Consider the following 19,398-nt stretch of genomic DNA (forward strand, 5'->3'; position numbering starts at 1 on the left):
ACCTTAAATTTTTTTACGGAAGATTGGGATAAATCTTTCTGTTTTTCATAATCTAAAATCGAGTGAGCCACTGAATAGAGGCTATGATTTGTACTATAAATAAAAAGTGCAATGCAGAATAATCGGTGGTTGTAACACAAAATTACAATCAAAGTTGAACTTCACATGTAATGAACACTCAAAAGTGATGCTTGTTCGAGTAGCAAAGTGTCATGGCTGGTGTAATGTAAGTGTAAATGTGGAGTTTTACCTCAGGAGAGTGAGCCTCGGATGAGCGAGCAGTTAACGGATCAAATGCTGGTCGAGCGAGTACAAAAAGGCGACCAAAAAGCGTTTAATTTGCTGGTAATCAGATATCAGCACAAAGTGGCAAGCTTAATTGCCCGTTACGTACCTCAAGGCGATGTTCCTGATGTTGCACAAGAGGTATTTATTAAAACTTATCGGGCACTGTCTTCTTTTCGGGGTGATAGTGCTTTTTATACGTGGTTGTACCGTATTGCCGTTAATACTGCGAAAAATTATTTGGTAGCTCAGGGGCGTCGTCCACCATCCAATGATCTGGATGCTAATGATGCAGAAAATTACGATACGTCAAGTTCATTAAAAGAAATTTCGAACCCTGAGAACTTAATGTTGTCAGAAGAATTAAAGAAAGTGGTATTTCGTACCATTGAATCACTGCCAGAAGATTTGCGGATAGCAATTACGCTTCGGGAACTTGATGGCCTGAGCTATGAGGAAATAGCCGTCATTATGGATTGTCCTGTGGGTACTGTTCGCTCGCGAATTTTTCGTGCAAGGGAAGCCATCGACAATAAAGTTCAACCCCTGATCCAGCAGTAAGCAGTAGTGGAAGCACCAGCAGCAGTGGAAACAGTAGTAGTGGAACAAAATAATATTGAAGGGTACTGGCATGCAAAGAGAGAAACTTTCCGCGTTAATGGATGGAGAAGCTCTTGATAGTGAAATCGTTCGTTTAATCTCTGAAGATGCTGAAATGCAGAAACAGTGGGAAAGATATCACCTCATCCGGGATACATTACGTGGTGATGTGGGTGAAGTGTTACATTTGGATATCGCTAGTCAAGTGGCACAGGCGCTTGAAAAAGAACCTGTCCATATTAATCCAGCAGCTATTCCGGAATCTCAGCCAAAACCTGATACGTGGCAGGAATTGCCGTTCTGGCATAAACTCCGCCCGTTAGTGACTCGGCCCTGGGCTAGTCAGATAACTCAGATTGGTGTTGCGGCTTGTGTGTCAATGGCAGTTATCATCGGTGTTCAGCAATATAATGGGTCTGACACTGATGCTCAGCTTGATAACCCGGTCTTCAATACATTACCGGTGATGGGTTCTGCTTCACCTGTTGGGTTATCGGTTCCCGCTGAACATGATGCTTTTGGTGGCGACTTGAGTACGCAGGTGCGGGAAAGTAATAAGCGTATTGATGCAATGTTGCAACAGTATGAACTTTTCCGGCGTATTAATGCAGAAAATGAACAAGGGTTGCCGGAGGTTAACGCAATACATTCGGGAGAACAAAGACCTGTAATCTCAAATAAGTAATAAAAATGAAATATACTGTTTTTTTCATTTTATTATTCGGGAGCTTCCTGAATTTATCAAAAGCCTCGGTTCAGCAAAAAAATAGTACCGAGGCTTTGTTACAGGGTATGGGGCACTCCGTACAGACCTTGCCTTATGAACTTGCTTTTATTAACCTGAGCCAGCAATTTATTATTCCTCTGCGTTATCGCCACGTTATTATTGATAATCAGCCCATCGCACAACTTATTCAAATGGATAACACGCGCCGTGAGATTATTCAGCGTGGTGATCAGATAAGCTATTACGAATCAGGCTTGGATTCATTTAGTCTGCGTGGTGATCATATTGTGGACTACTTGCCTCCGATCATCTTTGCCGATTTTTCTCAGATACAGAAATTCTACAATTTCATTGATGCAGGCTCTACCCATGTTGGCGATCGTCCTGTCTATTTCGTGCGTATAACATCCAAAGATAACGATCGCTATAATTATAATTTATTGATAGATAAAAAAAGTTATCTGCCTTTGCTGATTGAGTTATTTGATCAGGAAAAAATGGTGGTTGTTGAACAGTTCCGTGTTATATCCTCAAGGGTGAATGACGATATCAAGCAGGAATTGAACGCCATTGTGGATTTGAAATTACCACCGATGTTAGTTATTCCAAAAGCTGAAAAAGTAGCATTTAACTGGAAAGTTAGTAAGTTGCCTGAAGGCTTTCGGGAAATTTCCCGTAATCGGAGTCGGTTATCAAAGACAGAATTATTGGAATCCATTATGTACAGTGATGGGGTATTTAGTTTTTCTGTAAATGTGGTAAATACTGACGCAAAAGCTGCTGATGAGCCACTGTATCGACAGGGGCGACGAACAGTTTATACTGTGTCGAATGGCAGGCACAGCATTTCTGTTATTGGCGAATTACCCTTCGCCACAATTAAACAGATTGCCGGAAGTGTCACATTTACGGGGGGTAACTGATGGTTAAAGAATGGGCAACGGTTGTTCGTTGGCAGCAAGGCCGGGCAATATTGCGTTATGGCTCCTCTTCGGGGTGTGGCAGTTGTCAGGCAAAAACAGCCTGTGGGTCGTATTTGCTGGAAAAACTGGGGCCGGAAAATATCCACCAACTGGAGTTGGAGATTACTCAACCACTTCAACCGGGGCAAAAAGTCGAAGTTGGTATTCCGGAAAGTAGTTTATTACGTTCCGCTATGCTAGTTTACTTAACCCCATTATTAGGTCTGTTTTTAGGCGGGTTGCTCAGTCAATTCTGGACTGCTGAGCAGTTATGGGTATGTATAGGTGGTATTGCTGGTGGTCTGGCCGGTTTTGCTTTTGCCCGTAAAATTGCTGCATATTGGGATAATCAGCAGGCATACCAACCCGTGGTGTTACAAATTGGTTTACCTCCCGATACGATTAAGGTTCTACATCAGGAATAATCTGTTTTACCATAATCGCTTTCACGATTTATTACGAATATTTTCACTTTCTGGTCATACTGTATGGGTTGTACCCAATAGATTTCAAGTTGCATCGTTGCAGCAAGAGAATGAATCCCCAAGAGCATAGACAACTATGTGACCGGGGTGAATGAGCGTAGCCAACAAAGAGGCGGCTTGAAAGATGAAGGGTATAGGTTGAAAACCGTAGGCATGACTAGGTTTTCACTGTGTTGACATGTAGAATACGGCTTTTCAGGCCAGTGGCCAAACCCGTATCTAATAAACGTCGCTTTATGTCCATCAGTGTGTCCATAGGCGAATGATTCAGAAATATTAAGGCAAAAAAGATTTAATAATGAAGCAAATAAGAAATTTCTCCATTATCGCCCACATTGACCATGGTAAGTCCACGCTATCTGACCGGATTATTCAAATCTGTGGTGGGTTGTCAGACCGTGAAATGGCAGCGCAAGTACTGGATTCAATGGATCTTGAACGTGAGCGTGGTATCACTATTAAAGCGCAGAGTGTGACTCTTGATTATAAGGCACATGACGGAAACGTTTATCAATTAAACTTTATCGACACGCCGGGGCATGTTGACTTCTCCTATGAAGTTTCCCGCTCTTTGGCTGCCTGTGAAGGTGCTCTGTTGGTTGTGGATGCAGGGCAGGGCGTTGAAGCTCAGACGTTGGCTAACTGTTATACCGCGATTGAAATGGATCTGGAAGTTGTTCCGGTTCTGAACAAAATTGACCTGCCAGCTGCAGAACCAGAGCGCGTAGCAGAAGAAATTGAAGATATCGTCGGTATTGATGCAACAGATGCTGTTCGTTGTTCCGCAAAAACCGGTGTGGGTGTACAGGATGTTATTGAGCGTCTGGTTAAGGAAATTCCAGCACCGGAAGGTGATCCTGAAGCACCATTACAGGCATTGATTATCGACTCATGGTTCGATAATTATCTGGGTGTTGTCTCACTTGTACGTGTTAAGAATGGTACGCTGCGTAAAGGCGACAAAATCAAAGTAATGAGCACAGGTCAGGTATATAACGCTGATCGTTTAGGTATTTTCACACCGAAGCGCATTGACCGTGACGTATTAAATTGCGGCGAAGTGGGCTGGTTGGTCTGTGCTATAAAAGATATCCTTGGTGCACCTGTCGGCGATACGTTAACAACAGCGCGTCATCCGGCAGAAAAAGCATTACCGGGTTTCAAAAAGGTTAAACCTCAGGTTTATGCGGGATTGTTCCCTGTCAGCTCTGACGACTATGAAGCATTCCGTGATGCTTTGGGCAAACTGAGCCTGAACGATGCCTCTTTGTTCTATGAGCCAGAAAGCTCTACTGCTTTAGGCTTTGGCTTCCGTTGTGGTTTCCTCGGCTTGCTGCACATGGAGATCATTCAGGAGCGTCTGGAACGTGAATATAATCTGGATTTGATCACCACTGCGCCAACGGTTGTTTATGAAGTTGAGACAACTAGTGATGAAGTCATCTATGTGGATAGCCCATCCAAATTACCGCCATTAAACAATATTAAAGAACTACGTGAACCTATTGCAGAATGTCACATGCTGTTGCCACAGGAATATCTCGGTAATGTCATTACACTCTGTATAGAAAAGCGTGGTGTTCAGACCAATATGGTTTATCACGGTAATCAGGTTGCGCTGACATACGAAATCCCAATGGCTGAAGTGGTGCTGGATTTCTTTGATCGCCTGAAATCTACCTCACGTGGTTATGCGTCGCTGGACTATAATTTTGTTCGTTTCCAACATTCTGACATGGTACGTGTGGATGTGTTGATTAACGGTGAGCGTGTCGATGCTCTGGCGTTGATCACTCACCGTGATAACTCGCAATACCGTGGTCGAGAGCTGGTGGAGAAAATGAAGGAATTAATCCCTCGCCAGCAATTTGATATTGCCATTCAGGCAGCCATCGGCACTCACATTATCGCTCGTTCTACGGTTAAACAGTTACGTAAAAACGTATTGGCGAAATGTTATGGTGGTGATGTCAGCCGTAAGAAAAAGCTGTTGCAGAAACAGAAAGAAGGTAAAAAACGCATGAAGCAGGTTGGTAACGTTGAACTGCCTCAGGAAGCCTTCTTAGCAATTCTGCATGTCGGAAAAGATTAATTAACAAGGTCGTAAGGAGTCTAAATGGCTAACACTTTTGCCTTGATCTTAACGTTTGCAACGTTAATCACCGGGATTATCTGGTGTGTAGATCGCTTTAAACTCGCCCCTGAGCGTAAGAGAAAACTGGCTCAGGCTCAGAAACAGGCAGCGGGCAACGAATCTCAGGAAGCTGCAATTAAAGAAATAAACAAGCCTACATGGGCTGAGACATTTGCATCTGTTTTTCCGGTGTTAGCCATTGTTTGGATCCTGCGTTCATTTGTGTATGAACCTTTCCAGATCCCTTCCGGTTCAATGATGCCTACCCTGTTGATCGGTGATTTCATTCTGGTAGAAAAATTTGCCTATGGTTTGAAAGATCCGATCACACAAACCACCCTGATTAAAACCGGTGAGCCTAAACGCGGTGATATTGCTGTTTTCAAATATCCCGTAAACCCAAGTATAGATTTTGTAAAACGGGTGATTGGTTTGCCCGGGGATAAGATTGTTTACAACTATTGGGATAAAGAGCTTCAGATTTATCCTGGCTGTGGTTACGCTCAGCAATGTAAAGACATTCTCCCGATTACTTATGGGGATGTGTATCTTAGTGACTGGACTATCTCAGAGAAGATAAAGAAAGACGGTACGATTGCTAATGAAGTGCATCAAATTCCTGTTGGGCAAACATTAGGCCCTCGCACATTGCGTCAAGGGGAGCGGGTTGAAACGTTGGGTGATGTTTCGCACCATATTTTAACCCTTCCGCCACAACGTGAACCTGAGTTTGTTCAGGAAGGCCAACCGGTAGGCACTTGGGTTGTACCTAAAGGAGAGTATTTCATGATGGGCGATAATCGTGATAATAGCTCTGATAGCCGTTTCTGGGGATTTGTTCCGGAGAAGAATCTGGTCGGACGTGCAACCGCTATCTGGATCAGCTTCAATAAACAAGAAGGTGAGTGGCCTGACTGGCCATGGGTACGTTTCAGCCGAATAGGTGGAATTCACTAATATTTATATATTAGCGAAGCATTAATTTATCTCTCAGTGTAGAATATTCTCTCAAACGAGATGACTGGCTTCCTGAAATGATTAACTTTTTAGGAAGCCAGTGCAAACGCAACAGTTTTGTAAGGCATATCATTAAGGCAGAAGTCAGGTAGTCTCACAGGTCTGTTGCGTGTGCTTTTATTTGACGGATTCTAACTGAATTGGTAGCACATGAACTCCATAATAATGAACAGGTTACAGCGTAAGCTGGGATATACCTTTAAGCAGAATGATTTATTGCTTCAGGCGTTAACTCACCGTAGTGCCAGCAGTAAGCATAATGAACGTTTGGAATTTCTTGGCGACTCAATCCTGAGTTTTGTCATTGCTAACGCGCTTTATCACCGTTTTCCCCGGGTTGACGAAGGCGATATGAGCCGGATGCGAGCCACATTGGTGCGAGGTAATACACTGGCGGAACTTGCCAGAGAATTTGAACTGGGTGAATGTCTGCGTTTAGGGCCGGGCGAGTTAAAAAGTGGTGGTCATCGCCGTGAATCTATTTTAGCGGATAGCATTGAAGCCTTGATTGGCGGTATTTTTTTGGATAGCGATATTCAGACTGTTGAACAAATTGTACTGAATTGGTACGAAAGTCGTCTGAATGAAATAAGTCCGGGTGATAAACAGAAAGATCCCAAAACGCGTTTACAGGAATATTTGCAAGGGCGCCATCTGCCGTTGCCATCATATCTGGTTGTTCAGGTTCGTGGGGAAGCACACGATCAGGAATTTACAATTCACTGTCAGGTCAGTGGATTTGAGCAGCCTGTCAGAGGAATAGGTTCCAGCCGTCGCAAGGCAGAACAGGCGGCTGCGGAACAAGCATTAAAACAACTGGAGCTTGAATGAGCAAAGAAAAAAACTATTGCGGATTCGTTGCAATAGTCGGACGACCCAACGTCGGTAAATCGACTTTATTGAATCAGTTACTGGGTCAAAAAGTCTCCATTACTTCCCGTAAACCTCAGACGACACGCCATCGTATTATGGGGATCCATACGGAAGGGGTTTATCAGACTATTTATGTTGATACCCCGGGTCTTCATATCGAAGAAAAGCGAGCAATTAACCGCCTGATGAACCGTGCTGCAAGCAGTTCAATCGGTGATGTGGAACTGGTCATTTTTGTTGTGGAAGGTACTCACTGGACACCGGATGACGAAATGGTTGTGAATAAACTGCGTGACCTTCGTTGCCCGGTTATGCTGGTTATCAACAAAGTGGACAACGTTACGGATAAAACCATTTTACTGCCGCATATCGGTTTTCTCAGCCAGCAGATGAATTTCATTGATGTTGTGCCGATCAGCGCAGAAAAAGGCACAAATGTTGATACCATCGCTAAAATTGTGCGTGAGCGCATGCCGGAAGCGGAACATCATTTCCCCGAAGATTACATTACTGATCGTTCACAGCGTTTCATGGCATCTGAAATTATCCGTGAAAAACTGATGCGTTTTCTGGGTGAAGAATTACCTTATTCCGTTACAGTTGAAATTGAACAATTTGTCACTAATGAGCGTGGAGGTTATACGATCCACGGCCTGATTCTGGTAGAGCGTGATGGCCAGAAAAAAATGGTCATTGGTAACAAAGGCAGCAAAATCAAAACAATCGGAACAGAAGCCCGTCAGGATATGGAAAAGCTGTTTGATGTTAAAGTTCATTTAGAACTTTGGGTCAAAGTGAAAGCTGGCTGGGCGGATGATGAGCGTGCTCTGCGTAGCCTTGGCTATATTGACGATTTATAAGGTTAATCGTGGACGGCTGGCAGAGAGCCTTTGTGCTTCATGGGCGCCCTTACAGTGAAACCAGTTTATTACTGGATTTTTTTACTGAACATGAAGGGCGAGTGCGTGTTTTAGCAAAGGGAGCACGTAGCCGCCGTTCCAATCTGAAAGGCTGTCTTCAGCCTTTTACCCCGCTACTGGTTCGCTGGAGTGGGCGGGGTGAAATCAAAACATTACGGGATGCTGAACCCGTCTCGTTAGCTCTTCCTTTAACCGGTAGCGTGTTATACAGCGGCCTGTATGTTAATGAACTCTTATCCAGAGTCCTTGAACAGGGAACCGCCTATCCTGCCCTTTTCTTTGATTATCTCCAGTGCTTGCAAGTGTTGGCTGCAAGTGAATACACGCCTGAATACGCCCTGCGCCGTTTTGAATTATCGGTGCTAAATAACATGGGGTATGGCGTGGATTACCTCCATTGTGCCGGCAGTGGTGAGCCTGTCACAGACACAATGACATACCGCTATCGAGAAGAAAAAGGATTTATTGCCAGTCTGGTTGTTGATCACTACAGCTTTACTGGCAATGAACTAAAGGCACTGGCTGCGCGTGAATTTCCTGATCCGGCCACATTGAAAGCGGCCAAGCGATTTACTCGCATTGCCTTACAGCCTTATCTCGGGGGAAAACCGTTAAAGAGCCGTGAATTATTTCATCAATTTGTGCGCAGAAATACAGGTAACACGAACCAAAAAAATTAAGATGGGATCGCTCTCAATAATGGAGAGTGAGTACGTTGTTTTATCTAATATATAATTGCAGGAGCTAAAAATGGCTGAGGTATTGTTAGGCATCAACATTGACCATATTGCAACAGTACGTAATGCCCGTGGAACGCAATATCCTGATCCTGTACAGGCTGCATTTGTTGCTGAACAGGCTGGTGCTGATGGGATAACAGTTCACTTGCGTGAAGATCGTCGCCACATTACAGACAGAGATGTTCAGTTATTAGCAAAAACCATCCAGACACGTATGAATCTGGAAATGGCTGTGACTGATGAGATGGTAGAAATAGCCTGCCAAATCAAACCTGCTTTTTGTTGTTTAGTCCCTGAAAAACGTGAGGAAGTCACAACAGAAGGGGGATTGGATGTCTTCGGGCAGAAAGCACATGTTGGTGCGGCAGTTAAGCGTTTATCATATGCCGGTATTCTTGTTTCCCTGTTTATTGATGCAGACCATCAACAGATTGATGCTGCGGCTGAAGTGGGAGCACCTTATATTGAAATCCATACTGGTGCGTATGCTGATGCAGAAAATGATGCGCAACAGGAAAAAGAGTTTCAGCGTATTAAAGAAGCTGTAACTTATGCCACCGCTAAAGGTATAAAAGTCAATGCAGGCCACGGGCTGACTTATCATAATGTACAGCGCATTGCAGCATTGCCGGAAATTTATGAATTGAATATCGGCCATGCCATTATAGGGCGTGCATTATTCAGTGGTTTGTCTGCTGCGGTTTCTGATATGAAAACATTGTTGCGTGAAGCCCGCCGTTAATGGCCATTATCGGACTGGGTACAGATATTGTTGAAATTCTCCGTATAGAGGAGATTGTCGGGCGTTCTAGCGAACGCCTGGCAAAACGTAAAAACTTCATGGCGAAGCAAGAATATTAGCGAGCCAACTGTATGTGAAATCTATGCATGTCACACTGGCAGATGAACGGCGATATGCCTGTGCAACGGTGATATTGGAGAGTTAGAAAAATATTATGGCCTCGTTCTATTTGGACGAGGTATCAGCAGAAAAGTTATTTTGAATTCCATGAACAAGCTGAATTCATATTTTGTCAGCATGATGTAAGAGTACAAATTTATCCCATAGCTGCTCTTCTGTCTCTTTATACTCGGGGTCGATAATAATAGTGTTGGTTATCGGACATACAGACTGGCAGGTAGGTTTCTCATAATGCCCTATGCACTCAGTACAGCGCTCTGGATCAATTTCATAGATTTCAGCCCCCATTGTAATGGCCTGATTAGGGCATTCAGGTTCACACATATCACAATTGATGCAGCGTTTGGTAATTAGTAGTGACATTTCAATATATTACGCAAATTATTATTGTAAACTAAAGTGAGACAGAAAATAAAGTTTGCTATCACAGTGAAGATGTGGATATAATATCGCCACTGGTTTGGAAGTACAAACCTATTTATGATAAGCAAGTTTCAAGCAGTTCAGCAGTGAGCGTTATCTTTGATATCCCTTCATAGCGAATTCCTTCTAATTTAGTTCCCATAAGTACGTATAAATCAAATCAAAAATATCATCTTGCCTCATGGCAATTAATAAAAAAATTCAAAGGAATTCGTATGTCTAATACAATGACTGGCACAGTAAAATGGTTTAACAACGATAAAGGCTTCGGTTTTATCTCTCCAAAAGATGGCAGCAAAGATGTGTTTGTTCACTATTCTGCTATCCAAAGTAATAGCTTCAAAAGCTTAGATGAAGGGCAAGAAGTTTCCTTTACCATTGAAAATGGTATGAAAGGCCCAGCTGCTGCCAATGTAGTGATCCTCTAAGGCACAACATCTATTTTTTGCAAAACAGTTATGCTACCTATTCAGATAGGTATACATCCAGATAATTAAATCCCGCAAATATAGGGTTTATTGAATAACTGTTTTCACTTCAAACCGTGTAGCGTTGATGCGCTTCACGGTTTTTTTGTATCCGTTGATTTATTTAGCAAATTCCTTACATTATTAGGGATTGACGCTATCAATAGTCAGCTCTTATGCCCAGTAAAATATAAATAATGGGCGCTTCATAATCCTCATAGTTTCTAAGAATCCATTCAGAATCTTTACTAAAACTTATTTATCCCTGATTATTTGCGGACTTGATAAGTTCACACATACCACTATAGATATAGTGTTTGGTCATCAGTAGCGCCATTCCGATCTATTATGAAAATTTATGATGGAGTTTTTGTAATGAAACCAAGCTTTTTTTCGGAAATTATCTTACCAGATAATTATCTCGCGCTAGATTTTTTGGCGTTTCATCAGCGGGATGAAAAGTGTGTTTCTGAAATTGTGCAGCTGGATCAGGTTAAAAAAGGCATTATCTGGCACGGAAAACCAGCATTACTGACTATTTCAATGGAAAAAAACCGTGCTCAGGTACAGCTTGATATTGATGGTGACAGCGTTTCTTATTCCAAAGATGCTTTGTCTGTTTTAGCCACGCACATGCTTGGGTTATTGCAGCCTGTTGAAATATTTGAAGAGCAATATCAAGAAAATCCAGTGATTGGAGAACTCATCACACGGCAGGCGGGTTTGCGTATTTATCAATCGGCATCGCCTTTTGAAGCGTTGAGCTGGGCGATTATAGGCCAGCAGATAAGTGTCAGTGCAGCAGTTTCCATTCGGCGACGATTTATTCAATCTGTTGGAATTAAACATACTTCAGGGTTAATGTGTCATCCGACTCATAAAGAAGTCATGCAGTGTACAGAGCAGGATTTGTATCAATGTGGTTTTTCTATGGGTAAAGCGAAGGCGTTATTGAGTGTCTGTCAACTAATCGATTCTGGTGAATTGGATTTGTCTATTGAAAATGATGAAGCTGAAATTAGCCGGCTTACCAAAAATCTTTTAGCGATTAAGGGAATCGGTATCTGGACGGTCAATTATACCCTGCTAAGGGGATTAAATTATCTGAATGGCTCTTTGCATGGCGATGTCGCTGTGAGGCGTAATCTCCAATACTTGCTGAAACAGGAAAACAAGGTAGATGCTGAGCAAACAGAGAAATGGCTGGCCGGTTTTTCTCCCTGGAAGGCTCTTGTAGCAGCTCATTTATGGAGACAACAATCCAGCAGTGGATATTAAATTTCAATACCACTCTAATCCGTCATAAGGCTTTATGCGTAGCGCATCAAGGCGGCTTGTCAGCGATCCCACATGGACTTCAAGCTGATGGCCGTCTGGATCCAGCAGGTAGATTGAATCTCCCTCACTCCGGTTCTCTTTCCATTGTGTTACTCCAGCACTGAGCAATTTTTCTCTGAAAGCAGAAAAATGCCGAGCTTCGATATTAAAAGCGATATGCGTATAATCCTGGGCTGGTTTTGCTTCGTCACAGGAAAGACAGAGCCACAGTTCTCCCAGAGTTAAATAAGCCCCATTTTGCCAGCGGGCATGTGGGGTGAATCCAAGCAGATTAATGTAAAAATCGAGACTATGCTCGAGATTAGAGACTGCCAGTGTCAGATGGTTTAGCCCTGTCAGCATAGAGTTTGCCTATTTTTATCTTTAAATAATCGTTTTAAAACAAATAATTAAATAATATTATGCGATCATGCAATGACATCGCTATGTTAGGAAAGGATATTATATCTGGCAAGTTTTCCTTGGTGCCCTCCTTTTGAAATCTAATAAAATGTTCCGAATGCTTTTGTTAAGATACCCATTTTACCCATTAAGAGGTTTTGGCAATGTTATCTTTTTCACCGTTTGATGATTTAGCTCAGCAAATTTTACCGGTTGCAATAGAAGGGGATGATGGTGCGCATGATGTAGCTCATTTATACCGGGTTTGGAGAAATGCCCAGAAAATCTGTGAAGCTGAATGTGGTAATTTGAGGTTAGTTTTTGCAGCCGTTTTATTACATGATTGCGTTAGCGTTGAGAAAAATGACCCGAACCGGCATTTAGCCTCCCGTATGGCCGCGGAAAAAGCCACGCTGATATTAAAAGATCTTGGCTGGTGCGAAGAAGATATTGCTGCGGTCAGCCATGCAATTGAGACTCATAGTTTCTCTGCCGGATTGACTCCGGAGACACTGGAAGCTCAAATTGTACAGGACGCTGATCGGCTTGATTCCATAGGCATGATGGGAGTTGCCCGTTGTTTTTATACAGCAGGGCGTATGCGTTCAGGTTTATATAATGCTTATGATCCTTTGGCAAAGCAGCGTGAATATGATGATCGCGCTTATGCCGTTGACCATTTTTATACCAAATTATTCAAGATAGAAGCGGGTTTTCAAACGGAAACTGGCAAACAAATGGCGCGGGAAAGAACGAATCGCATGGAACAGTTTCTGAATGAGTTCTTTGACGAAATTCAGGCTGAATAAATCAGTGTTAATTACATGAATGTATAATTAACAGGTTATAACCAGCAAGAGAACATGTAGTGACAGAAATATATAGTGATGAATACTGGATGCGTCAGGCCATGGATTTGGCAATGCAGGCACAGACAAAAGGGGAAATCCCTGTAGGAGCGCTGCTGGTAGCGGATAATAAAATTATTGCTGAAGGTTATAACCACCCCATAACAGATCATGATCCAACGGCCCATGCAGAAATTATTGCATTACGACGTGGAGGCACTCAATTACAAAACTATCGCCTGTTGGAGACAACACTGTATGTCACTCTGGAGCCATGTGTCATGTGCGCGGGAGCGATGATCCACAGCCGTATACAGCGGCTGGTTTACGGTGCAAGTGATATGAAAACGGGAGCAGCCGGGTCTTTGATCGATATTCTGCGTCATCCCGGAATGAACCATCGGATCGAAATTACTGGTGGTGTACTGGAGCAGGAATGCTCCGCTATGTTGAGTGCATTTTTCAAACAACGTAGGGAGCAGCATAAGGAATTAAAACGGCTGAAAAAGCAACAGCTGGAAGAGTGATAAACGTTTACTGTATAACCTGAGCAGACGCGGGGACTTCTGCTGGTGGATGAGAATTACTGGCAGTTGCTGGCTCAGCCTGTGTGTCAGGAATTTCTGTCTTGTTGCGGTTGTTCCTGGCTCTCAGATATCCTTCCAGGCTTTGATAATAACGACGAATATTTCCGACGTAGCGGTAGGCTTCATAGCCCCGAGCATAACCATATGTAGTATTGGCATAGTATTTTTTCTGAGCTAACAGGGGAATTCGCGATTTAACATCCATCCAGAGATTAGGATCTCCTTTTTGCATAGCGGTTAATTTGCGTGCATCAAGAATATGCCCATACCCTATATTATAAGCCGCTAATGCGAACCAAATTCTTTCATCTTCAGGAATGGTATCCGGCAAACGTTCCATCAGGTAATGTAAATATGCCATTCCTCCTTTTACACTTTCTTCCGGATCTAGGCGATCTTTGATTCCTGCCCATTCTGCTGTCGGACGGGTCAGCATCATCATGCCGCGAACTCCGGTGGGTGAGGTTGCCAGTGGATCCCAGTGTGATTCCTGCCATGCGATAGCTGCAACTAACCGCCAGTCCAGAGAGCCAGCGTATTTTTCAAAAATAGGCTGATATGTCGGCAGTAGTTTGTTGATTGCACGAATAAATGAAATAGTATCGAAGTAATCGAATGAACCAATATGGCTGAAGTATTTATCTTCCAACCGTGAGGTTATACCGTTTTCGGTCAGCATGTTGAAAAAATCCAGCATTGCTGAATAGAGGCTATAGTCATCATTACGTTTTAAATACCAAGTCAGCGGTTTGTCTTCACTGACATCGAAAGCGATCGCCAGATTAGGATGGATCCGCTGTTGCAGGGAAAGGCTGATAGAATCACTGATGGTATAATCAATTTTACCCTCAGAAACCTGCTCAAGTAGTTCCTGAGTATTACTATGTGATGATTCTTCCCAGCTTAATTCTGGGTAAGATTTTTCTTTCAATTGCTTCAGCTCACTGACATGAGCTGAACCTGCGCTCACAACCAGTGAGCCAGCCAGGTCTGCAAATGAGCGCGGGCGTACCGTACCTTTACGATAAACCAACTGTTGAGATACAGAGTAATAGGCCGGGCCAGTTCGCGTCTGGTTAAGTCTTTCTTTATTGTAGATAAGACCTGCGGCTAAAAAATCAGCTTTGTCATTATCTAAGTCGTCAAAAAGCTGGTTAATGTTAGAACGAAACTTAATGCTTAGTTTGACACCCAGATAATCTGCAAACCGTTTGGCTAAATCATAATCAAATCCTACAGGTTCATTTTTATCATTAAGTGAAATCAGAGGGGAACTGATGGTACTAACCCTAAGTTCCCCCCGCGCCAAGATCCTGTTTATTTGCTCCTGCTGTTTATTAGGCCAACTGATGTTGAGGCCAATAATTGTGGCAGACAGGAGTGCGATAATGACGATGACAAAATAATTTATCTTGATATTGCTCAAACAGTTATCTCTCGTCAGTACGGTTAGGCTCAGTATGAAAAGTCAGATAATAGCATGGTTAAATTTCCAGTACTTAGGAATTTTGCGCAACAAAATTGAAGTCTGCAACTTTATTGGAGCTGTTTTAAAAGTCCATTGTATGTGTCGATAGATTAATTAACGCCCACGCAAACGGTTTCGTCGAGGAAAACATTCCTCTATAATGTCGGCGTTTCCCCTAAGGCATCAGTCAGGCTTTGCTTCTAAGATGAGAGAACCTATTACTATGGAAATTCTGCGTGGCTCGCCCGCTTTATCAGCGTTTCGTATTACTAAGCTCCATTCCCAGTGCCAGGCTCAACAGCTTCCCGTGACAGAAATTTATGCGGAATATGTCCATTTCGCGGAAATAAATTCACCTCTTACGGCAGAAGAACAGGAAAAATTAAACAGACTATTAAAATATGGTCCTTCTTTAGCTGAACATGAACCCAAAGGTCAACTATTTTTAGTCACTCCCCGGCCAGGTACGATATCACCGTGGTCTTCAAAAGCGACAGAGATAGTTCATAACTGTGGGCTGAAACAAATTGCCCGTCTGGAAAGAGGGATTGCCTATTATATCCAATGCGGTGAAATGAATGATATGCAGTGGCAGGCACTGTCGGCTTTACTGCACGATCGTATGATGGAACGCGTGTTTACTCAGTTTGAGCAGGCGGAAGTGCTGTTTTCTCACCAACAGCCAGCACCGTTGAAACAGGTTGATATTCTGCAATCAGGACGCGCAGCATTGGAATCTGCCAATATTGAATTGGGGCTGGCATTGGCGGCGGATGAGATTGACTATCTGCTGCGTGCTTTCCAGAAATTAGAGCGTAACCCGACTGATGTTGAACTCTACATGTTCGCACAGGCAAATTCTGAACATTGCCGCCATAAAATTTTCAATGCGGATTGGGTGATTGATGGTCAGGAACAGGAAAAATCTCTGTTTAAGATGATTAAAAATACATTTGAACAGACGCCGGATCATGTTTTTTCTGCTTATAAAGATAACGCTGCTGTTATGGAAGGTTCTCAGGCGGGGCGTTTTTTCCCTAATCCTGAAAATGGTGTGTACGATTATCATCAGGAACCCGCCCATATATTGATGAAAGTTGAAACACATAACCATCCAACTGCCATTTCTCCGTGGCCGGGAGCGGCGACAGGTTCGGGCGGAGAAATCCGTGATGAAGGTGCTACAGGCCGGGGGGCTAAACCTAAAGCCGGGCTGGTTGGTTTTTCTGTTTCTAACCTGAAAATTCCCGGATTTGAACAACCGTGGGAAGAAGAGTTCGGTAAACCTGAGCGCATTGTCAGTGCGCTGGATATCATGCTGGAAGGCCCTTTGGGAGGCGCTGCATTTAATAATGAGTTTGGCCGTCCTGCGTTATTAGGGTATTTCAGAACGTATGAAGAAGAAGTGACATCCCATAACGGTACTGAATTGCGTGGCTATCATAAGCCGATCATGCTGGCCGGAGGAATCGGCAATATTCGTGAAGAGCACATCCAGAAAGGAGAGATTTCTGTTGGTGCCAAATTGATTGTGCTGGGTGGCCCAAGCATGAATATCGGCCTTGGTGGCGGAGCGGCTTCTTCAATGGCATCTGGTCAGTCTGATGCGGAACTGGATTTTGCCTCCGTGCAGCGTGATAACGCAGAAATGGAACGCCGTTGTCAGGAAGTGATTGATCGCTGCTGGCAGCTTGGCAATGATAACCCGATTTTGTTCATCCACGATGTTGGTGCTGGTGGGTTGTCAAATGCGATGCCAGAATTAGTCAGTGACGGCGGACGAGGAGGTCGTTTTGAACTGCGTAATATCCTCAATGATGAACCGGGGATGAGCCCATTACAGGTATGGTGCAATGAGTCTCAGGAACGTTATGTATTAGCTGTAGAGCCGGAGCAGCTTGCTCTGTTCGAGGATATTTGCCAGCGGGAACGTGCGCCGTATGCTGTTATTGGTGAAGCGACAGAAGAGCGCCATCTGTTGTTGAATGATAGCCATTTCGATAACCAGCCAATTGATATGCCATTGGATGTGCTTCTTGGTAAGACACCAAAGATGCTGAAAAATGTGAATTCACTGAAAGCAAAAGGAAAAGGGCTTGAGCGTCAGGGTATTGATTTGGCAGAGGCGGTTAAACGTGTTCTGCATTTACCCGCAGTAGCAGAGAAAACTTTCCTGATCACCATTGGTGACCGCTCAATAACCGGTATGGTAGCAAGAGATCAGATGGTCGGCCCTTGGCAAATCCCCGTTGCGGATTGTGCGGTGACGACAGCGAGTCTGGATAGCTATTATGGTGAAGCGATGTCGATGGGGGAGCGTGCTCCAGTTGCTCTGCTGGATTTTGCTGCTTCGGCCCGTATGGCTGTCGGAGAAGCACTGACAAATATCGCCTCAGCTTATGTACAGGATTTGAAGCGAGTGAAGCTGTCTGCTAACTGGATGTCAGCTTCAGGTCACGCAGGGGAAGATGCCGGATTATATGAAGCAGTGAAAGCGGTTGGCGAAGAATTATGCCCGGCATTGGGCCTGACGATCCCTGTAGGCAAAGATTCTATGTCGATGAAAACCCGTTGGACACAAGAGGGTGAAGAGCGTGAGATGACGTCTCCGCTTTCATTAGTCATTACTGCATTTGCGCGGGTAGAAGATGTGCGTTATACCGTTACGCCTGAATTATCAACGGATGATGATAACGCATTGATTTTGATCGATCTGGGATTGGGACAAAATGCATTAGGAGGAACGGCACTGGCTCAGGTTTATCGTCAACTTGGCGATAAGACTGCGGATATTCGCAGTACTGAGCAACTCGCAGGTTTCTTTAAAGCTATTCAGCAACTGATAGCAGAACGTAAATTACTGGCTTATCACGACCGCTCTGACGGTGGCCTGTTGGTAACATTGGCAGAAATGGCATTTGCCGGACATTGCGGCCTGCACGCCAATATCAGTGCTTTTGATGAAGATATTCTGGCTGCTTTATTCAGTGAAGAATTAGGGGCAGTGATTCAGGTTCGTGAAACTGACAGGGAACAGGTTGAAAATCTACTGACTGACTATGGATTAAGTGATTGCGTACATTATTTAGGTAAAGCCAAAGCAGGAGATGATTTTGTCATCTCCAGTAATAATATGGAAGTTTATCGCCAGAACCGGAGCACTCTGCGTTTATGGTGGGCAGAAACAACCTGGCAGATGCAGCGCCTTCGTGATAACCCCGAATGTGCAGATCAGGAACACCAATCAAAACAGGATTTGAGTGATCCGGGCCTGAATGTGAAATTATCCTTTGATCCGGCAGAAGACATTGCCGCTTGTTACATATCAAAACAGGTACGCCCACGTGTTGCTGTGTTGCGTGAACAGGGAGTGAATTCGCACGTCGAAATGGCGGCAGCATTCCATCGCGCTGGTTTTGAAGCCGTGGATGTCCATATGAGCGATTTGCTGAGCGGACGAGTGACCTTGGAGCAGTTCCAGACACTGGTTGCCTGTGGTGGCTTCTCATATGGTGATGTTCTGGGTGCTGGTGAAGGCTGGGCTAAATCCATTCTGTTTAATTCACAGGTGCGTGATGATTTTGCCAACTTCTTTTCCCGACCGGATACCCTATCTCTTGGGGTATGTAATGGCTGCCAGATGATCTCGAATCTACATGAATTGATCCCGGGCACAGAATACTGGCCTCGTTTTGTCCGCAATTACTCTGAACGTTATGAAGCACGTTTTAGTCTGGTTGAAGTGACAGAAAGTCCATCGTTGTTTTTACAGGGAATGGCGGGTTCTCGTCTGCCAATTGCAGTGGCTCACGGTGAAGGTCAGGTAGAATTCAGAAGTAGTCAAAGTCTGGCTGAATTGGAAAAACATCAGCAAATTGCCCTGCGATTCGTAGATAACTATGGCCAGCCGACAGAAAATTATCCTGCCAATCCTAATGGATCTGTTGGTGGGATTACCTCTGTCACCAGCCGAGATGGACGAGTTACTGCAATGATGCCGCATCCTGAAAGGGTATTCCGTACAGTCAGTAACTCCTGGCACCCTGAGGAATGGGGAGAAGATGGCCCGTGGATGCGTATCTTCCGTAATGCCCGCAAGCAGTTAGGTTAATCACTTAATTATCCAATTTTCACTTTTCATCATAAGGCTCTGAATATGTATCAGAGCCTTTATTTTTCATTTCGTTATCACAGATAATGTTTTTTCTACATGTGGTTTTT

The 19,398-nt window shown here is 43.8% G+C and carries 18 protein-coding genes and 1 pseudogene; 16 read left to right on the plus strand and 3 right to left on the minus strand.

The window, feature by feature from the left end:
* The first annotated feature begins 270 nt into the window (after positions 1-270).
* From rpoE to Xsto_RS22215, 11 genes and pseudogenes are all read left to right on the plus strand, one after another.
* Positions 271-846, plus strand: a complete 576-nt coding sequence (rpoE, locus tag Xsto_RS14315; RefSeq protein ID WP_099110645.1) for an RNA polymerase sigma factor RpoE — start codon at positions 271-273, stop codon at positions 844-846.
* Positions 847-916: 70 nt separating this feature from the next.
* On the plus strand, positions 917-1,570 hold the full coding sequence (rseA, locus tag Xsto_RS14320) for an anti-sigma-E factor RseA (protein ID WP_099110644.1): 654 nt from the start codon (positions 917-919) through the stop codon (positions 1,568-1,570).
* Positions 1,571-1,575: 5 nt separating this feature from the next.
* Entirely contained in the window at positions 1,576-2,535 is a 960-nt protein-coding gene (gene rseB / locus Xsto_RS14325) for a sigma-E factor regulatory protein RseB (RefSeq protein WP_099125464.1), read from the plus strand.
* On the plus strand, positions 2,535-2,999 hold the full coding sequence (gene rseC / locus Xsto_RS14330; RefSeq protein ID WP_099125465.1) for a SoxR-reducing system protein RseC: 465 nt from the start codon (positions 2,535-2,537) through the stop codon (positions 2,997-2,999). The genes rseB and rseC overlap by 1 nt, the downstream gene beginning before the upstream one ends.
* Before the next feature lie 358 nt (positions 3,000-3,357).
* Complete coding sequence (gene lepA, locus Xsto_RS14340) at positions 3,358-5,151, plus strand: translation elongation factor 4 (protein WP_099110638.1); 1,794 nt, start codon at positions 3,358-3,360, stop codon at positions 5,149-5,151.
* A 24-nt stretch (positions 5,152-5,175) separates the two neighbouring features.
* On the plus strand, positions 5,176-6,150 hold the full coding sequence (gene lepB / locus Xsto_RS14345; RefSeq protein WP_099110636.1) for a signal peptidase I: 975 nt from the start codon (positions 5,176-5,178) through the stop codon (positions 6,148-6,150).
* Positions 6,151-6,360: 210 nt separating this feature from the next.
* Complete coding sequence (rnc, locus tag Xsto_RS14350; RefSeq protein WP_099110634.1) at positions 6,361-7,041, plus strand: ribonuclease III; 681 nt, start codon at positions 6,361-6,363, stop codon at positions 7,039-7,041.
* A complete protein-coding gene (gene era / locus Xsto_RS14355) occupies positions 7,038-7,943 on the plus strand; it encodes a GTPase Era (RefSeq protein WP_099110632.1) in 906 nt (301 codons plus the stop codon). The genes rnc and era overlap by 4 nt, the downstream gene beginning before the upstream one ends.
* Positions 7,944-7,951: 8 nt before the next feature.
* Positions 7,952-8,683: a DNA repair protein RecO gene (recO, locus tag Xsto_RS14360; protein WP_099110630.1), complete on the plus strand. Its 732-nt coding sequence runs from the start codon at positions 7,952-7,954 to the stop codon at positions 8,681-8,683.
* A 70-nt stretch (positions 8,684-8,753) separates the two neighbouring features.
* A complete protein-coding gene (gene pdxJ / locus Xsto_RS14365; protein ID WP_099125466.1) occupies positions 8,754-9,485 on the plus strand; it encodes a pyridoxine 5'-phosphate synthase in 732 nt (243 codons plus the stop codon).
* A pseudogene (locus tag Xsto_RS22215) lies at positions 9,485-9,690 on the plus strand (holo-ACP synthase). Before pdxJ ends, Xsto_RS22215 begins: the two are co-directional and overlap by 1 nt.
* Before the next feature lie 77 nt (positions 9,691-9,767).
* Here the strand turns inward: Xsto_RS22215 and Xsto_RS14375 are convergent.
* Positions 9,768-10,028 carry a YfhL family 4Fe-4S dicluster ferredoxin gene (locus Xsto_RS14375; RefSeq protein WP_099125467.1) on the minus strand — a complete coding sequence of 87 codons (261 nt, stop codon included), beginning with the start codon at positions 10,026-10,028 and terminating at the stop codon, positions 9,768-9,770.
* A 275-nt stretch (positions 10,029-10,303) separates the two neighbouring features.
* Between Xsto_RS14375 and cspE the strand changes: the two genes are divergently transcribed.
* Both cspE and Xsto_RS14385 read left to right on the plus strand, forming a co-directional pair.
* A complete protein-coding gene (gene cspE, locus Xsto_RS14380; RefSeq protein WP_099110625.1) occupies positions 10,304-10,516 on the plus strand; it encodes a transcription antiterminator/RNA stability regulator CspE in 213 nt (70 codons plus the stop codon).
* 414 nt (positions 10,517-10,930) lie between these two features.
* Positions 10,931-11,833: a DNA-3-methyladenine glycosylase family protein gene (locus tag Xsto_RS14385; protein WP_099125468.1), complete on the plus strand. Its 903-nt coding sequence runs from the start codon at positions 10,931-10,933 to the stop codon at positions 11,831-11,833.
* A 3-nt stretch (positions 11,834-11,836) separates the two neighbouring features.
* Here the strand turns inward: Xsto_RS14385 and fos are convergent, their stop codons facing one another.
* Positions 11,837-12,235: a fosfomycin resistance glutathione transferase gene (gene fos, locus Xsto_RS14390; RefSeq protein WP_099110621.1), complete on the minus strand. Its 399-nt coding sequence runs from the start codon at positions 12,233-12,235 to the stop codon at positions 11,837-11,839.
* 203 nt (positions 12,236-12,438) lie between these two features.
* Here fos and Xsto_RS14395 point away from each other — a divergent pair, with 203 nt between their 5' ends.
* Together Xsto_RS14395 and tadA are read left to right on the plus strand one after the other, a co-directional pair.
* Positions 12,439-13,083 carry an HD domain-containing protein gene (locus Xsto_RS14395; protein WP_099125469.1) on the plus strand — a complete coding sequence of 215 codons (645 nt, stop codon included), beginning with the start codon at positions 12,439-12,441 and terminating at the stop codon, positions 13,081-13,083.
* A gap of 59 nt (positions 13,084-13,142) precedes the next feature.
* Positions 13,143-13,649, plus strand: coding sequence for a tRNA adenosine(34) deaminase TadA (tadA, locus tag Xsto_RS14400; RefSeq protein WP_099110618.1), 507 nt, complete (start codon positions 13,143-13,145; stop codon positions 13,647-13,649).
* A gap of 7 nt (positions 13,650-13,656) precedes the next feature.
* Here the strand turns inward: tadA and mltF are convergent, their stop codons facing one another.
* A complete protein-coding gene (gene mltF / locus Xsto_RS14405) occupies positions 13,657-15,135 on the minus strand; it encodes a membrane-bound lytic murein transglycosylase MltF (protein ID WP_099110617.1) in 1,479 nt (492 codons plus the stop codon).
* Between the two features lie 265 nt (positions 15,136-15,400).
* On the opposite strand from mltF, the gene purL reads away from it, so the two are divergent.
* Positions 15,401-19,288, plus strand: coding sequence for a phosphoribosylformylglycinamidine synthase (gene purL, locus Xsto_RS14410; RefSeq protein WP_099125481.1), 3,888 nt, complete (start codon positions 15,401-15,403; stop codon positions 19,286-19,288).
* The last annotated feature ends 110 nt before the right edge of the window (positions 19,289-19,398 follow it).

The sequence above is a fragment of the Xenorhabdus stockiae genome (genome assembly GCF_002632825.1).
GTDB classification, from domain to species: Bacteria; Pseudomonadota; Gammaproteobacteria; order Enterobacterales; family Enterobacteriaceae; genus Xenorhabdus; species Xenorhabdus stockiae.

What these genes read in the sequence shown, in the direction of transcription:
- rpoE (WP_099110645.1), top strand. Translation starts at nt 271, where the DNA reads ATGAGCGAGCAGTTAACGGATCAAATGCTGGTCGAGCGAGTACAAAAA.
- rseA (WP_099110644.1), top strand. Translation starts at nt 917, where the DNA reads ATGCAAAGAGAGAAACTTTCCGCGTTAATGGATGGAGAAGCTCTTGAT.
- rseB (WP_099125464.1), top strand. Translation starts at nt 1,576, where the DNA reads ATGAAATATACTGTTTTTTTCATTTTATTATTCGGGAGCTTCCTGAAT.
- rseC (WP_099125465.1), top strand. Translation starts at nt 2,535, where the DNA reads ATGGTTAAAGAATGGGCAACGGTTGTTCGTTGGCAGCAAGGCCGGGCA.
- lepA (WP_099110638.1), top strand. Translation starts at nt 3,358, where the DNA reads ATGAAGCAAATAAGAAATTTCTCCATTATCGCCCACATTGACCATGGT.
- lepB (WP_099110636.1), top strand. Translation starts at nt 5,176, where the DNA reads ATGGCTAACACTTTTGCCTTGATCTTAACGTTTGCAACGTTAATCACC.
- rnc (WP_099110634.1), top strand. Translation starts at nt 6,361, where the DNA reads ATGAACTCCATAATAATGAACAGGTTACAGCGTAAGCTGGGATATACC.
- era (WP_099110632.1), top strand. Translation starts at nt 7,038, where the DNA reads ATGAGCAAAGAAAAAAACTATTGCGGATTCGTTGCAATAGTCGGACGA.
- pdxJ (WP_099125466.1), top strand. Translation starts at nt 8,754, where the DNA reads ATGGCTGAGGTATTGTTAGGCATCAACATTGACCATATTGCAACAGTA.
- Xsto_RS14375 (WP_099125467.1), bottom strand. Translation starts at nt 10,028, where the DNA reads ATGTCACTACTAATTACCAAACGCTGCATCAATTGTGATATGTGTGAA.
- cspE (WP_099110625.1), top strand. Translation starts at nt 10,304, where the DNA reads ATGTCTAATACAATGACTGGCACAGTAAAATGGTTTAACAACGATAAA.
- Xsto_RS14385 (WP_099125468.1), top strand. Translation starts at nt 10,931, where the DNA reads ATGAAACCAAGCTTTTTTTCGGAAATTATCTTACCAGATAATTATCTC.
- fos (WP_099110621.1), bottom strand. Translation starts at nt 12,235, where the DNA reads ATGCTGACAGGGCTAAACCATCTGACACTGGCAGTCTCTAATCTCGAG.
- Xsto_RS14395 (WP_099125469.1), top strand. Translation starts at nt 12,439, where the DNA reads ATGTTATCTTTTTCACCGTTTGATGATTTAGCTCAGCAAATTTTACCG.
- purL (WP_099125481.1), top strand. Translation starts at nt 15,401, where the DNA reads ATGGAAATTCTGCGTGGCTCGCCCGCTTTATCAGCGTTTCGTATTACT.